The following is a 14,628-nucleotide window of genomic DNA, read 5'->3' on the forward strand; positions in this document are numbered from 1 at the left end:
CTGCAGGCCGGGTCAGCCCGCGCAGTAGCCGAGCTGGACGGTCGATCCCTGCGGGACGTCGCCCGGAGCCAGGGACTGGGTCGTGATGGGCGGGTTCGCCCGGGTCGCGTCGCAGGTCTCGTCCGGGACCTCGACCCCCACGAGCTGCAGCTTCTCGGAGGCGAGGGTGGCCAGCGCGCTGCTGAGGGACGTCCCGACGAGGTCCGGGAGCGTGACCTGGCCGGAGGAGACGGTGAGGTCGACCGGCGTGCCCGGGGCGACCTGCTGGCCCGCTCCGGGGGAGGCGGAGAGCACGACGTCGCCCGGGACGGTCGGCGAGTTCTCGCGGGTCTGAGAGCCCTCGACGAAGCCTACGGCGGTGAGCGCGTCGATGGCCTCGGCGAGGCTCTGCCCGACGGTGTCCGGCACGGCGACGGGCTGGGGGCCCTGGGACACGACGATGCGGATGACCGTCTCGGGTGCGACGATCGTGCCCGAGCCCGGATCCGTGCGGATCACCTCGCCCTCGGGGACGGTCGAGCTGTACTCCGCGACCTGGCTCGGCACGAGATCGAGCTCGGTCAGGGTCGACTGGGCGCTGTCGTAGGTGGTCTCGGTGAGGGTGGGGACCTCGCGCGACTGCGACGGCAGCGTCGACGCGGGCTGGAGCGTCAGCACCCAGATCACGAGTGCGGCGACGATCACGGCCAGCACGACGATCGAGGACCAGATCCAGAGGACCGGCGGGCGGCGCTGGGTGCGGACGATCGAGTTGTCCTCGGCCAGCTGGCGGAGGGCGAGCTCGGAGTCGTTGACTCCGCCCTGGCTGCGGGCCGCGAAGAGCGAGGTGGTCAGCTCGTCGATCGGGCGGTGGTCGGGGAGGCGTCCGGCGGCGGCGTCGCGCAGGTCGTCGCGGAACTCCGCAGCTCCCTGGAAGCGCTCGTAGCGGTCCTTCGAGAGTGCTCGGGCGACGACCGCGTCGAGTGCGGGGGTGACGGCCGGGTTGATGGAGCTCGGCGCCGGCGGCGTCTCGCTGACGTGCTGGTAGGCGACGGCCACCGGGGTGTCGCCGCGGAAGGGCGCACGGCCGGTGAGGAGCTCGAAGAGCACGATGCCGGCGGAGTAGAGGTCGCTGCGGGCGTCGACCTGCTCGCCCTTCGCCTGCTCGGGGGAGAAGTAGGCCGCGGTGCCGAGGATCGCCGTGGTCTGAGCGACCGTGGCGGCGGAGTCGGAGACGGCGCGGGCGATCCCGAAGTCCATCACCTTCACCTGGCCCGACGGGGTCAGCATGATGTTGCCGGGCTTGATGTCGCGGTGGACGACGCCTGCGCGGTGCGAGTACTCGAGGGCGGTGAGGATGCCCTCCGTGATGCGGACGGCCTCGTCCACGTCGAGGGGGCCCTCGGCGATCAGGTCCTTGAGGAGGCGGCCCTCGATGTGCTCCATGACGATGAAGGGCCGGCGCGACTCGGCGCCGTTGTCGTCGAGCGAGACCTCCTCGCCCGCGTCGAAGACCCGGACGATCGTGGGGTGCGACATGCGCGACGCGGACTGCGCCTCCTGCCGGAACCGCAGGCGGAAGGCGGAGTCGGAGGAGAGGGAGAGCTTCAGCTCCTTGATGGCGACGGTGCGGCCGAGCCGGGTGTCGGTGCCGAGGTACACCTCGGACATCCCGCCGCGGCCGAGCCGGGGCCCGACCTGGTACCGTCCCGCGATCAGGCGACCCTCATCCGTCACGCGCACGCTCCCGCCCTGTACTTCCGTGTGGTGCGGCCCCGAGGAGCCACGGCAAGTGTACCTATGGGCCCCTGGTGTTCCGGGCGGGGGCGCGACGCGACGGCCGCGAGGCGCCGGGCCGGAGCAGTGCCCCGAGCCGGCGCGCCGCCGCTACTCGGAGGGGGTGGGCGTCGAGGTGGCCTTCGAGGTGGGGGTCGGCGCCGGGGTCGGAGCCGGCTCCTCGACGGTGACGGAGAGGGTGGGCGAGGCCGCCGACTCCGACTCGCCGCAGAGCACGGTGTACGTGACGTCGATCGTGCCGGCCGTGGTGCCGGCCTGGATCGTCGCGGTCGTCGAGTTCGACGGGTTGGTGCTCGTCACGCTCGCGCCCTCACCGGTCGCGGTCACCCGGTAACCACTCACGGAGGTTCCGCTCGGGCACTGGTTGTAGTTGCTCCAGGTGACGTTGAACGTCGCGCCCGCCTCGACGCTGGAGGCGGCGGGGGTGACGGTCGGCACGGCGGTCGGTGCGTCCGGGGTCGCGACCTCGGTGAAGACGGAGACCTCGATGGTCGTGCCCTTCACCACGTTCGCGGTGGGGTTCACGTCCTCGACGAGTCCGACCTGCTCGGCGGCGGGGGCGCTCGGGCCGTCCGCGCGGCGGACGCCCATGCCCAGGGCCTCGAGCTCGGTCTCGACGTCGTCGAAGGAGCGCCCGACGTAGTCGGCCTTGTCGATGACGACCGTGTTCGAGGTCGGCGTCGGCGTGGGACTCGGAGTCTCGGACGGCGTCGGCGACGGGGCAGTGCTGGTCGTCGCGGTGGGGGAGGCGGCCGGGCCGCTGCTCCCGCCGGTCGTCAGGGCGAAGATCGTGCCCGCGATGACGACGGCGAGGATCACGATGAGGGCGATCAGCGGCCAGGTCCAGGGGCTGCGCCTGCGCGGCTCCTCGGAGGCCTCGAGCGGCTCCTCGATCGGCACGAACGGAGCGGCGGCCTCGGCCGCGGGCGCGCCGGAGGGGAGCACCGTGGTCGCCTGCGTCGCGCCCTGGTTGGAGGGGAGGACCGTGGTCGCCTGCGTCGCGGGAAGGTCGCTGAGGACCGCGGGGACGGCCAGCGCCGCTCCGCGCACGTCGCCCGAGCGCAGCGCCTGGGCCGCCCGCGCGAGGTGCGCGGCGGTGGCGGGGCGGTCGGCCGGCTTCTTGGCGATGCAGGAGTAGACGAGGTTGCGCACCGGCTCCGCGACCGTGACCGGCAGCTCCGGCGGGGTGTCGTTGATCTGCGCCATCGCGATGGCGACCTGCGACTCGCCCGTGAAGGGGCGGCGCCCGGCCAGGCACTCGTACGCGACGATGCCCAGCGAGTAGATGTCGGTGGCGGGGGAGGCGGGCTGGCCGCTCGCCTGCTCCGGGGACAGGTACTGGACCGTGCCCATGACCTGGCCGGTCGCCGTCAGCGGGACCTGATCGGCGATGCGCGCGATGCCGAAGTCGGTGATCTTGACGCGGCCGTCCGGCGTGATGAGCAGGTTGCCCGGCTTCACGTCGCGGTGCACGAGGCCCGCGGCGTGCGCGGCGTGCAGGGCGAGCGCGGTCTGCGCGACGATGTCGAGGACCTTGTCGGTCGACAGGACGCGCTCGCGCTCGAGGACGGTCGAGAGCGCCTCGCCGGGGACGAGCTCCATGACCAGGTAGGCCGAGCCGTCCTCCTCGCCGTAGTCGTAGACGTTGGCGATGCCCTCGTGGTTGACCAGCGCCGCGTGGCGGGCCTCGGCGCGGAAGCGCTCGAGGAAGCCGGGGTCGCCGAGGTACTCGTCCTTCAGGATCTTGATCGCGATGGTGCGGCCGATGACCAGATCGGTCGCCTGCCACACCTCGCCCATGCCGCCGATGGCGATCCGGGACTGCAGCTCGTAGCGTCCCCCGAAGGTGAGGCCTGTCGTGGGTCTCATTTGTTCAGCACCGCCTCTAGTACCTGTTGTCCGATGGGTGCGGCGATCAGGTTGCCGTACCCGGTCTGGCCGAGCCCTCCACCGTTCTCCACGAGCACGGTGATGGCGTACTGCGGGTCGTCCGCAGGCGCGAAGCCGGTGAACCAGAGGGTGTACGGGTCGTCCCCGCCGTTCTCGGCGGTACCGGTCTTACCGGCCACAGTGACGCCCCCTATTGTTGCATTCGTCGCCGCGCCGCCCTGGACGCTGGCGACCATCATCGCCTTGACGGCGTCCGCGGTCTGCGTGCTCACCGCCCGGCCGAGCGACTTCTCCTGGAACTGCTGCAGCACGCTGAGGTCCTGCGAGCGGATCGAGTCGACCAGGTTCGGCTGCATCACCTCGCCGCCGTTCGCGATCGCCGCGGAGACCATGGCGATCTGCAGCGGCGTCGCACGCACCTCGTACTGTCCGAAGGCGGTGAGGGCCGTCTGGGCGTCGTCCGTCTTCGTCGGGTACGTGCTCGCCTCGACCGACATCGGGATCTCGAGCTCGGTGTCGAAGCCGAACTTCTCGGCCTGCGAGCGGATCGCGTCCGCTCCCAGCTGCACGCCCATCTCGGCCATCGGGACGTTGCAGGAGAGCGAGACGGCGGTGGCCAGCGTGACCGTCTCTCCGGAGCCGCAGAGACCGCCTCCGGAGTTGATCACCTGCGACGAGGAGCCGGGCAGCGTGTACGACTCGACGTTGGGGAAGCTCGAGTCGGCGGTGAAGCGGCCGGACTCGAGGGCGGCCGAGGCCACGACGAGCTTGAAGACGGAGCCGGGCGGGTTGAGCGAGCCGCCGATCGCACGGTTCACGAGGGGCTCGGAGGAGTCGTCGTTCAGCGCCCGGTAGGCGGCGAGGACGTCGTCGGTGTCGTGGGAGGCCAGCGCGGTGGGATCGAAGGTGGGCTTCGAGACCATCGCGAGGATGCGTCCGGTGGCCGGCTCCGTCACGACGACGGCCCCCGTGTAGTCGCCGAGCGCGTCGAAGGCGGCCTGCTGGGCGACCGGGTCGATCGAGAGCTCGACCGACGCTCCCTTCGGGTCCTGGCCCGTGACGAGGTTGTTGATCTCGTCGAAGAACTGCGAGTTCGAGGTGCCCGAGAGGTAGTCGTTGAGCGTGCGCTCGATGCCGGTGGTGCCCTGGTTCAGAGTGAAGTAGCCGGTCACGGCGGAGTAGAGCGGGCCGTTCGCGTACTGCCGCTGGAACTTGTAGAGGTCGTCCGACGGCGTCGAGGAGGCGATCGGCTGACCGCCGGCGAGGATCGCACCGCGCTCGGTCGAGAAGCTCTCGTAGAGGGTCCGCGTGTTGCGGCCGTCCTCGTCGAGGGAGTCGGCCTGGATCACCTGAATGGTGGTGGTGGAGAGGAAGAGTGCCACGAACATCGTCAGCACGACGAGGCTCACCCGTTTGAGTTCTCGGTTCATCGACGGATCACACCACCAGACGAGGCTGACTGCGGACTGTGTCGGACAGGCGCAGCAGCACCGCCACGATCATCCAGTTCGCCACGAGGGAGGAGCCGCCGGCGGCGAGGAACGGCGTGGTCAGGCCGGTCAGCGGGATGACACGGGTGACGCCTCCGATGACGATGAAGCACTGCAGGGCGATCACGAACGAGAGGCCGACTCCCAGGAGGCGCCCGAAGTCGTCCTGCCCGGCGAAGCCGATGCGGAACCCGCGCGAGACCAGCAGGAGGTAGAGGCCGAAGATCGCGAAGAGCCCGGCGAGGCCCAGCTCCTCGCCGAGGCTGGCGATGATGTAGTCGGACTGCGGGACCGGCGTGAGATCCGGCATCCCCTGGCCGAGACCCGTGCCGAGCAGCCCGCCGTGCGCGAGGCCGAAGAGGCCCTGCACGAGCTGGTAGCTGCCGCCCGGATCCGCCCCGTAGCGCTCGGCGCTGAAGGGCTCGAGCCAGTTGGCGAAGCGGTTGCCCACGTAGTCGAGCGTCTGGCTCGCCAGCAGCGCGCCGCCGAGGAACAGGCCGACGCCGATGAGGACCCAGCTGGTGCGGCCGGTCGCGACGTAGAGCATGACCAGGAACAGGCCGAAGTAGAGCAGCGCCGTCCCCAGGTCGCGCTGGAAGACGATGACGCCCATCGTGACCGCCCAGACCACCAGGATCGGGCCGAGGTCGCGCAGGCGCGGGAAGCGCATCCCGAGGACGGTGCGGCCCACCATCGAGAGAGAGTCGCGGTTGCGCACGAGGTAGCCGGCGAAGAAGACCGCGAGGGCGATCTTGGCGATCTCGCCGGGCTGGAAGCTCGCCACGTCGCCGATCCCGATCCACACGCGCGCGCCGCTGACCTCGCGGCCGATGAAGGGCAGGAGCGGCAGCAGGAGCAGCACGATCGCCGCGAACCCGGCGACGTAGGTGTAGCGGAACAGCACGCGGTGGTTGCGGATGACCAGCAGCACCACGATCGCCGCCACGACGGCCAGGGCGCTCCAGAAGATCTGCCGCACCGCCACCGACTCCCAGCCGGTCGCGCCGTCGGCGATGTCGATCCGGTAGATCTCCGCGACGCCCAGGCCGTTCAGCACGGTGGCGATCGGGAGGAGGAAGGGGTCGGCCGCCGGGGCCGCGAAGCGCAGCACGACGTGCACGGCGAGCACGAGCGCCGAGAGGCCGGCGCCCAGCGAGACCAGCGTGGTGTCGATCGAGCCGAGGGCGCCGAGCTGCACGAGCACGATCGCGCCGGCATCGATGAGGCATGCGCCGATCAGGAGCAGGAGCTCGAGATTGCGCAGCTTCTGGCGGAAGAAGCCCTGCCGCTCGGGGGCGGGGCGGGCGGTGGCCGTGGCGGCGTCCGTCATGGTGCTCCGTTCGCGTCCGTGAGGCGCTCGACGATGTCGACCGCGCCGGCGTAGGAGTCGGCGCTGATCGTCTGCTCCAGCTGCTCGACGTCGTAGGCGCGGAGGGAGTCGAGCGGGATGCCCGTGTCCTCCTTCACCTCCGAGAGCGAGAGCGGGCCGACCGACTGCTGGATGCCCTGGTAGATGATCACGGTGTCCCCGTCGGTGCCGACGTAGAAGCGCGACTGCGTCCAGTCGTAGGCGAAGAGGATCCCGAGGAATCCGATGATGAGCACGAGGGACAGGCCGACGAGCCAGGTGATGCGGCGGCGCAGGTGCCGGCGGCGGTCCTCCTCGATCAGCTCGTCGAGGTAGTCCTCGGACGCGGGCTCGAAGTGGGTGGGGCCCTGCGCGGCGGGAGCCCGGGTGTGCAGGCGGAGGCCGGGGATCCGGACGCGGTTCTGCGAGTCGTCGGTGCTGAAGGGCGTGGGCGCGGCGGCGGATCCGACGACCACCGGCTCCTCCACGGGGGCGAGGATGCGCGCGGTGTCGCCCGCCCCGGGGATGTCGAGGACGACGACGGTGACGTTGTCCGGGGCGCCGTGCGAGAGGCTGTCGCGGATCAGGCGGTCGGCCACCTGCTGCGCGGTCTCGTCGCGGCTGAGCTCCTTGAGGATCTCGTCGTGCGGGACGACGCCGGAGAGGCCGTCGGAGCAGATCAGCCAGCGGTCGTGCGGCTCGGTCTCGAGCGTGAGCGTGTCGATCTCGGGGTTGGTGTGCACGTCGCCGAGGACCCGCATCAGGACGGAGCGGCGCGGATGCGTCATCGCCTCCTCCTCCGTGATGCGGCCGGAGTCGACGAGGCGCTGCACGAAGGTGTGGTCGGTCGTGACCTGCTCGAGCCGGCCGTCGCGGAGGACGTAGATGCGGGAGTCGCCGATGTGCGCGATCGCCACCGACTCGCCGACGCGGGCGATCGCGCTGACGGTGGTGCCCATGCCGGTGAGCTCGGGGTGGTCGACCACGGCGTCGGCCAGCAGGGTGTTGGCCGCCAGCAGGGTGCGCTTGAGCTCGTCCTCGGCCTCGTAGGTGGAGGCGTAGACGCGGTCCGCCTCCGCGATGCGCTTGATCGCGATGGAGGAGGCGACGTCGCCGCCCGCGTGGCCGCCCATGCCGTCGGCGACGACGAAGAGCTGCCGGCCCGCGTAGCCGGAGTCCTGGTTGTTGGAGCGGATCCTGCCGACGTGCGAGACGGCGGCGCTCTCGCGCACCGCGCCGTGGCCGGAGCCGCTCTCCGGAGTGGGGGCCACGCGCTACGACCGCCGCAGTTCGAAGGTGGTGGTGCCGACCTTCACGGGCGTGTCCAGCGGCACCTTGGTGGGCGCGCCGACGCGGCGGCCGTCGAGGAAGGTGCCGTTGGTGGAGTCGAGGTCCTGGATCATCCACTCGTCGTTCCAGAGGAGCAGGCGCGCGTGGTGGGTCGAGGTGTAGTCGTCGCGGATGACCAGCGTCGACTCCGCGGAGCGGCCGATCGTCAGCGGGTCGCCGGTCAGCTCGAGCTCGGTGCCCCGCTTGGGGCCCGAGGTGATCACGAGGCGCTGCGCCGTGTGGACCGTGGCGGCGCCTCCCTGCTCGGCGCGCTCGGCGGCGGCCTCTCGGCTCCTCCGGGCCGAGGGGGCCGACGGAGAGGCGGGCTGCGCGGGCGTGGGAGCCGCGGCGGCCGCGGCGACCACGGGCTGGGCCGCCGTCACGAACGGGGCCTCGGGGGACGCGGCCTGCGCGCCGGGCGGCAGCTTGCGCACGCGCTGCCCGAACAGGTCGGAGCGCAGCGCGTAGACGATGCCGAACACGAAGAACCACAGCAGCGCGAGGAACGCGATGCGCAGGAGGAAGAGAGTGAGCTCGCTCATAGCCGGTCGTCCCAGAATCCCTCGGAGCCGCGTCCGGCTGCCCTGCCGGACGACGGGCGGTCGGTGCGTGCGGGCGCGGAGCCCTGCACGACGCGGTAGACGATCGAGGTGCGCCCGATCGTGATGGTCTGCTCGGGGGCCAGGGGCGCCTGCGTGACGGGCCGGCCGTCGAGCTTGGAGCCGTTCGTGGACCCGAGGTCGTGCACCTGGGCGCGGGAGCCGTCCCAGAGGATCTCGACGTGCTTGCGGGACGTGCCCGAGTCGTCGACGGTGATGTCGGCGTCGCTGCCGCGGCCGATGACGGTGCGCGCCTTCGTGATCGGGTGGCGCCGGCCGTCGATGTCGAGGACGGGCGTGTAGGCGACGGTGCCCTTCACGCTACGGGAGTCGACCTCGACCATGCCGTCGCTGAGCGCCGGATCGACGGCGAGGGAGATGTCGATCGGGCCGGGGAAGCGGAAGCCCTGCTTGGTGGCGTGCTCGGTGGCCACGGTGGTGAGCTCGTCGATCAGGGTGGCGCCGAGGCGCTGCATCCGGTCGAGGTCGGTCGCGGACATCCGCAGGACGAGGCTGTTGCGGACGAGGATGCGGTCGCGGCTGACCACGGCGGCGGAGGTGTCGAGCTCCCGGCGGAGGGCGGAGGCGAGCTCGACCGGCTGCAGACCCGACTTGAAGGTCCGCGCGAACGCGCCGTTGACGACGCGCTCGAGTCCCTTCTCGAAGTTGTCCAGTATGCCCACAGTCTTCCGATCTTCCGATTCTTCGCCTTCTCGGCGGTCGCGCACGGATCGAGATGTCTGCGCGCCCGTCGCCGCTTCCTCTTCTTGGTCTGCGCCGCGCACGGCTACGGGCATGTTACTGGGATGGTCTGGATGCGCGATCCTCCGCGGTGGTTTCGCGGCCGGAGTGCCGTGTGCGCGCTCTCACCAGGGCGGCCCGGAGGCGGCTCCCGGGGGAGCGACGGCCCGGGGCGGCGGGTGCCGGTTCGGCTCGGAGGCCGGGGGATGCTACGATTTCTCGTCGGCGCTTCGGTGCCGCTGGTGAGCGCGAGTGGCGGAATAGGCAGACGCGCACGGTTCAGGTCCGTGTGCCCGAAAGGGCGTGGGGGTTCAACTCCCCCCTCGCGCACCAGAGTTCATGAGAACCGGAGTTCGAGAGAACCGGGTTCGAGAGAACCGGAGAAGAAGCCCCCGATCGGATGTCCGGTCGGGGGCTTCTCCCGTTCCCGGGTGCGGTGCGCTCCGGGGCGGGCTCCTGTCGTGTCGTTCTCGCGGACGGTGTCCCGCGGAGGGGCGGTGTTCACCGGGAGGTCGGCGCGAGGTCGTCCGGCGCGGGCACGCTCGCGGGGTGATCGCCCTCCGTGCCGACGTGTCCGCCCTCGATCCGCGGGCGCTGCCCGAGCTGCTCCGACGTCTCCGCCGGCACCGGAGCGTGCAGGTGGGGGAGTGCCAGTGGATCGCGGTGCTGCCCGGATCGGGCCCGGTGCTGCTGACGGCCGGCGACCGGCTCGTGCTCGACCTGCTGATCGAGCGGCGCGCGCTGCTCCCCGTGGTGATCGACGCGCTCGAGGCCGAGCTGCGCAGCGGCGGCTTCCGCGAGCGGATCGCGCTGAGCTGGAGCACGCCGGACACGGTGCCCGTGCTGCTGCGCTGACGGCTCGCGGTCAGCGGCGGGTGAGCTCCACGACCGGGATGATACGGGTGGTGCGCTTCTCGTAGTCGAGGAAGCCGGCGGAGGCGGTGGTGAAGCGGGCCCAGCCGGCGTCGCGCTCCTCCCCGGCGAGGACGCGCGCCCGGACGTCGACGGTGCCGTCGTCGGGGGTCTCGATCGCCAGGTCCGGGTGGGCGACCATGTTGTGGAACCAGGCGGGGTGCTTCGGCGCACCGGCGGCGGACGCGGCGAGCAGCCAGACGTCCTCGGAGGGGTGCAGCGCCATCAGCGGAGTCAAGCGCTCCTCACCGGAGCGGGCGCCGCGGTGGTGCACCAGCACGAGGCTCCTCCCGAAGCCGCCCGTGGTCACGGTCCCGCCGTTCGCGCGGAACTCCTCGATGATCGTGTCGTTCCAGTCGGCCATGCTCGTCCTCCTCGACGCGGTGCCGGCACTCGAGTGCCGGGGTCAGGCGCGGGCGCCCAGAGCGTCCTCGCGGCTGCTGCTCCCACCCGGCGGCTGTGCGCCCCCGGTGACGGCGGCGGGATCCGCCAGCGCCCGCCGCCAGGGTAGCTCCGCGGCGCCGACGAGTTCCAGCCTCGAGCGCAGGGCCGCGCGCTCGATCCGCACGCCGCGCGCGAGGTCGCTCAGGGCGCGGGCCGAGACGCGGGCGGCGAGGCGCTCGCGGTCGACGGTGAGCAGCGAGCCGAGGAAGCCGCCGAGCACGACCGCGGTGGGGTTGAAGAGGTTGATGTAGGTGGACAGGCCCTCCGAGAGCAGGTCGACCTGGCGGGCGACCTCGCCCAGGACGGCGGGGTCGCGGGAGGTGCCCAGGGCGATGTCGAGCTCGTCCTGGTCGAGGACGCGGGCGCCGAGGACGTCGAGGAGGGAGCGCATCCGGACCTCGGCCTCGAGGCAGCCGCGCCGGCCGCAGCCGCAGAGGCGGCCGTTCGTGGCGACGAGGGTGTGGCCCAGCTCGGCCGCGAACCCCGAGGAGCCCTGGAGCGGGACGCCGCCGATGATGACTCCTCCGCCGATGCCGCCCGCGCCGCCGGTGACGTAGACGACGTCGGCCACGCCGTGCGCCGCTCCGAAGAGGGACTCGCCGATGGCGCCGAGGGTCGCGTCGTTGCCGACGGCGACCGGGAGGTCGAGGGCGCGGCTGAGCTGGGTGGCGAGGTCGACGTCGCGCCAGCCCAGGTGCGGGGCGCGGTGGACGAAGCCGGAGTCGGCCTGGACGAGGCCGGGGACGGCGACGCCCGCGCCGACCAGCGTGCGCAGCGACTCCCGCTCGGAGCGGAAGCCCTCGACGATTCCGGTGACGACGCGGACCACCGTGGCGGGGCTCGCGGGCTTGGGGGTGTCGAAGCGGACGCGGCGGAGCAGCTCGCCGTGCAGCCCGACGAGGCCGACGATGATCGCGTCGGTGTCGAGGTGGACGCCCACGGCCGCGAACCGGTCGCCGGGGACGACGGTGGCGCTGGGGCGGCCGATGCGGCCGTCGGGCGCGGTGGTCTCCTCCGCCACCCAGCCGAGCTCGCTCAGCTCGCCGACGAGGTTCGCGACGGCGGAGCGGTTCAGCCCGGTGAGGCGGCCGAGCTCGGCGCGGCTGGTGGGACCGGAGCGGTGCACCAGCGTCGCGAGGCTCGCGAGGTTCGTGCGGCGCAGCAGCGCGTTGCTGGAGGCTCCGACTGCTCCTGCCATGATCGCCTGCCTGTCGCTGGACCCCGACGGGTCTCGGATGCACTCGGGCGCGGCTCCCCCGAGGAGAAGCCGCGCCCGAGAACTGTAGAAGAGAAGGACGAGGAGCGCCGCTGGGCGGCGCCCGGCGTTCGCCTAGCGGCCGCCGGCGCGGCGCTTGTTGAAGATGTCGAACGCCACCGCGAGCAGGAGCACGAAGCCCTTGATCGCCATCTGCCAGGCCGCGTCGACCGAGAGGATGGACAGGCCCATGTTGAGCACTCCCATCACGAGTCCGCCGATGACGGCTCCTACGACGGTGCCCACGCCTCCCTGGACGGCGGCGCCGCCGATGAAGACCGCGGCGATCGCGTCCAGCTCGTAGTTCTGTCCGGCCGAGGCGACCGCACCGCCGGCGCGGGCGGTGCTGACGATGCCCGCGACTCCGGCCAGTGCGCCCATGTTGACGAAGATGAAGAAGTTGACCCACTTCGTCTTGACGCCGGACATCATCGCGGCGAACAGGTTGCCGCCCATCGCGTAGATGTGGCGGCCGAAGACCGTCCGGCCGAGCACGAAGCTGTAGGCGAGGATCAGCACGGCGAGCACGATCAGGATGATCGGGGTTCCGCTGTAGCCGGCGAGCAGCCAGGAGAGGGCCATGATCGCGATGACGGCGATGGCCGACTTCGCGACCAGCGAGCCGATGGGCTCTCGGGGCAGCTCGAGGCGGCGGAGGGTCGCGCGGCTGCGGAGCTGCTGGGCCACGAGGACGACGCAGACGATCAGGCCGAGGACCAGGGTGAGCGCGTCGCGCCCGGCGATGCCGCCGAGGACGCCCGGGAGCCAGCCGGCGCCGATCGCGGTGAACTCGGTGGGGAGGCCGTTGATCGTTCCGCCGGTGAGGAGGACGAGGGTGAAGCCGCGGAAGATCAGCATGCCAGCGAGGGTCACGATGAATGCCGGTATGCCGACGAAGGCGACCCAGAAGCCCTGCCATGCTCCGACGGCGGCGCCGGTGACGAGGGCGACGACGACGGCCGCCCACCAGGGCAGGCCCCAGTTGTTCATCGCGATCGCCGAGATGGCGCCGACCATCGCCACGACCGAGCCGACCGAGAGGTCGATGTGGCCGGCGATGATGACCATCACCATGCCGATCGCGAGGATCAGCACGTAGGCGTTCTGCTGGATCAGGTTGTTGACGTTGCCGGGCAGGAGCAGGCGCCCGCCGGTCAGCACCTGGAAGAGCAGGATGATGATGGCCAGCGCGGCGAGGATGCCGTACTGCCGGAGGTTGATGTTCAGCCGGCGCGAGCGCTTGGGCGGGGTGGAGGGCGTGTTGGCGGGCGTGTCCGCCGGCGCTGTGGTGGTCGTGGCGCTCATCGGGCCTGTTCCTTTCCGGCGGTCATGTAGTGCATGAGGTGCTCCTGGGTGGCGTCGGCGCGATCGATCTCGCCCGTGATCCGTCCCTCGGAGATGGTGTAGATGCGGTCGGCGAGGCCGATCAGCTCGGGCAGCTCGGACGAGATGACGACGACCGCCTTGCCCTGGGCCGCGAGCTCGTTGATGATCCCGTAGATCTCGTACTTGGCTCCCACGTCGATGCCGCGGGTGGGCTCGTCGAGGATCAGCACGTCGGGACCGGAGAAGATCCACTTCGAGAGGACGACCTTCTGCTGGTTGCCGCCGGAGAGCTTCCCCGTGACGGCCGAGACGGTCGGCGCCTTGATGTTCATCTTCGATCGGTACGAGTCGGCGACCTTGTACTCGCGGTGCTTGTCGATCACGCCGAGCCGGGCCAGGCGCGAGAGCGCGGCGGCCGAGACGTTGACGGTGATGTCGCCGATGAGGTTGAGCCCGTAGCGCTTGCGGTCCTCGGTCGCGTAGGCGAGGCCGTTGCGGATCGCCTCGTCGACGGTGCGGGTCTGGATCTCCTCGCCGTCCTTGTAGACGCGGCCGGAGATGCCGGTGCCGTAGCTCCTCCCGAAGATGCTCATCGCGAGCTCGGTGCGTCCGGCGCCCATCAGGCCCGCGAAGCCGACGATCTCGCCGGCGCGGACGGTGAAGGAGGCGTCGTCGACGACCACGCGGTTGATGTCGACGGGGTGGTGGACCGTCCAGTTCTCGACGCGCAGCTTCTCCTCGCCGATCTGCGGGTCGCGCGGCGGGAACATGCTGTTGAGGTCGCGGCCGACCATCGCGCGGATGATCCGGCTCTCGGACGCCTCCTCGCCGGCCATCGGGAAGCTCTCGATGGTGCGGCCGTCGCGGATGATCGTGACGGTGTCCGCGATGGCGCGGATCTCCTTCAGCTTGTGGCTGATGATGATGCAGGTGATGCCCTGCTTGCGGAGCTGGTCGATCAGGCCGAGCAGGTGGTCGCTGTCCTCGTCGTTGAGGGCGGCGGTGGGCTCGTCGAGGATGAGGAGCTTCACCTCCTTGGCGAGGGCCTTGGCGATCTCGACGAGCTGCTGCTTGCCGACGCCCAGCTCGAGGATCTTGGTCGCGGGGCTCTCGGCGAGGCCGACGCGGGCGAGCAGCTTGGCCGCCTCCGCGTTGGTCGCGTTCCAGTTGATGACGCCGCGGGTCGACTTCTCGTTGCCGAGGAAGATGTTCTCGGCGATGGAGAGGTAGGGGCTGAGGGCGAGCTCCTGGTGGATGATCACGATGCCGTCGGCCTCGCTGTCGTTGATCGACCGGTACTGCGCCTCCTCGCCCTCGAACTCGATGGTGCCCTCGAAGCTGCCGTACGGGTACACGCCGGAGAGGACTTTCATCAGGGTCGACTTGCCGGCGCCGTTCTCGCCGCAGATGGCGTGGACCTCGCCGGGCTGGACCGAGAGCGAGACGCCGTCGAGGGCGCGGACGCCGCCGCCGAACTCCTTGACGATGTCGCGCATGATGAGGATGGGACTGGCCAAC

Annotated in this window: 12 protein-coding genes and 1 tRNA gene; 2 read left to right on the plus strand and 11 right to left on the minus strand. The window is 71.3% G+C overall.

The window, feature by feature from the left end:
* Window positions 1-12: 12 nt before the first annotated feature.
* The 7 genes from pknB to C5C54_RS13175 form a co-directional block, all read right to left on the minus strand.
* Complete coding sequence (pknB, locus tag C5C54_RS13145; RefSeq protein WP_104222663.1) at window positions 13-1,716, minus strand: Stk1 family PASTA domain-containing Ser/Thr kinase; 1,704 nt, start codon at window positions 1,714-1,716, stop codon at window positions 13-15.
* 150 nt (window positions 1,717-1,866) lie between these two features.
* Window positions 1,867-3,645 carry a protein kinase gene (locus C5C54_RS13150; protein WP_104288511.1) on the minus strand — a complete coding sequence of 593 codons (1,779 nt, stop codon included), beginning with the start codon at window positions 3,643-3,645 and terminating at the stop codon, window positions 1,867-1,869.
* Window positions 3,642-5,096: a penicillin-binding protein 2 gene (locus tag C5C54_RS13155; protein WP_104232999.1), complete on the minus strand. Its 1,455-nt coding sequence runs from the start codon at window positions 5,094-5,096 to the stop codon at window positions 3,642-3,644. Before C5C54_RS13155 ends, C5C54_RS13150 begins: the two co-directional genes overlap by 4 nt.
* A 7-nt stretch (window positions 5,097-5,103) precedes the next feature.
* Complete coding sequence (locus C5C54_RS13160) at window positions 5,104-6,486, minus strand: FtsW/RodA/SpoVE family cell cycle protein (RefSeq protein ID WP_104225777.1); 1,383 nt, start codon at window positions 6,484-6,486, stop codon at window positions 5,104-5,106.
* A complete protein-coding gene (locus tag C5C54_RS13165) occupies window positions 6,483-7,775 on the minus strand; it encodes a Stp1/IreP family PP2C-type Ser/Thr phosphatase (protein WP_244229533.1) in 1,293 nt (430 codons plus the stop codon). Before C5C54_RS13165 ends, C5C54_RS13160 begins: the two co-directional genes overlap by 4 nt.
* Before the next feature lie 3 nt (window positions 7,776-7,778).
* Window positions 7,779-8,375, minus strand: a complete 597-nt coding sequence (locus tag C5C54_RS13170) for an FHA domain-containing protein (protein ID WP_104222659.1) — start codon at window positions 8,373-8,375, stop codon at window positions 7,779-7,781.
* Entirely contained in the window at window positions 8,372-9,115 is a 744-nt protein-coding gene (locus tag C5C54_RS13175; RefSeq protein WP_104288512.1) for a DUF3662 and FHA domain-containing protein, read from the minus strand. The genes C5C54_RS13170 and C5C54_RS13175 overlap by 4 nt, the downstream gene beginning before the upstream one ends.
* A gap of 304 nt (window positions 9,116-9,419) precedes the next feature.
* On the opposite strand from C5C54_RS13175, the gene C5C54_RS13180 reads away from it, so the two are divergent.
* A tRNA-Leu gene (locus C5C54_RS13180) sits at window positions 9,420-9,506 on the plus strand.
* A 216-nt stretch (window positions 9,507-9,722) separates the two neighbouring features.
* Complete coding sequence (locus C5C54_RS13185; protein WP_104288513.1) at window positions 9,723-10,028, plus strand: hypothetical protein; 306 nt, start codon at window positions 9,723-9,725, stop codon at window positions 10,026-10,028.
* 10 nt (window positions 10,029-10,038) lie between these two features.
* On the opposite strand, the gene C5C54_RS13190 is transcribed toward C5C54_RS13185, so the two are convergent.
* The 4 genes from C5C54_RS13190 to mmsA all read right to left on the minus strand — a co-directional run bounded on the left by C5C54_RS13190 (window position 10,039) and on the right by mmsA (window position 14,606).
* A complete protein-coding gene (locus tag C5C54_RS13190; protein ID WP_104288514.1) occupies window positions 10,039-10,449 on the minus strand; it encodes a nitroreductase/quinone reductase family protein in 411 nt (136 codons plus the stop codon).
* A gap of 42 nt (window positions 10,450-10,491) precedes the next feature.
* Window positions 10,492-11,727 carry an ROK family transcriptional regulator gene (locus C5C54_RS13195; protein ID WP_104222655.1) on the minus strand — a complete coding sequence of 412 codons (1,236 nt, stop codon included), beginning with the start codon at window positions 11,725-11,727 and terminating at the stop codon, window positions 10,492-10,494.
* Between the two features lie 132 nt (window positions 11,728-11,859).
* Complete coding sequence (gene mmsB, locus C5C54_RS13200) at window positions 11,860-13,089, minus strand: multiple monosaccharide ABC transporter permease (protein ID WP_104222654.1); 1,230 nt, start codon at window positions 13,087-13,089, stop codon at window positions 11,860-11,862.
* Window positions 13,086-14,606 (minus strand): multiple monosaccharide ABC transporter ATP-binding protein, encoded by a 1,521-nt coding sequence (mmsA, locus tag C5C54_RS13205; RefSeq protein ID WP_104222653.1) that lies wholly within the window; start codon window positions 14,604-14,606, stop codon window positions 13,086-13,088. Before mmsA ends, mmsB begins: the two co-directional genes overlap by 4 nt.
* Window positions 14,607-14,628 lie beyond the last annotated feature (22 nt).

Source organism: Rathayibacter sp. AY1F2, assembly GCF_002930885.1.
Lineage (GTDB): Bacteria > Actinomycetota > Actinomycetes > Actinomycetales > Microbacteriaceae > Rathayibacter.

Excerpts from the sequence above, each read along its gene's own strand:
- C5C54_RS13150 (WP_104288511.1), bottom strand. The coding sequence starts at position 3,645 with ATGAGACCCACGACAGGCCTCACCTTCGGGGGACGCTACGAGCTGCAG.
- C5C54_RS13155 (WP_104232999.1), bottom strand. The coding sequence starts at position 5,096 with ATGAACCGAGAACTCAAACGGGTGAGCCTCGTCGTGCTGACGATGTTC.
- C5C54_RS13160 (WP_104225777.1), bottom strand. The coding sequence starts at position 6,486 with ATGACGGACGCCGCCACGGCCACCGCCCGCCCCGCCCCCGAGCGGCAG.
- C5C54_RS13170 (WP_104222659.1), bottom strand. The coding sequence starts at position 8,375 with ATGAGCGAGCTCACTCTCTTCCTCCTGCGCATCGCGTTCCTCGCGCTG.
- C5C54_RS13190 (WP_104288514.1), bottom strand. The coding sequence starts at position 10,449 with ATGGCCGACTGGAACGACACGATCATCGAGGAGTTCCGCGCGAACGGC.
- C5C54_RS13195 (WP_104222655.1), bottom strand. The coding sequence starts at position 11,727 with ATGGCAGGAGCAGTCGGAGCCTCCAGCAACGCGCTGCTGCGCCGCACG.
- mmsB (WP_104222654.1), bottom strand. The coding sequence starts at position 13,089 with ATGAGCGCCACGACCACCACAGCGCCGGCGGACACGCCCGCCAACACG.
- mmsA (WP_104222653.1), bottom strand. The coding sequence starts at position 14,606 with ATGCGCGACATCGTCAAGGAGTTCGGCGGCGGCGTCCGCGCCCTCGAC.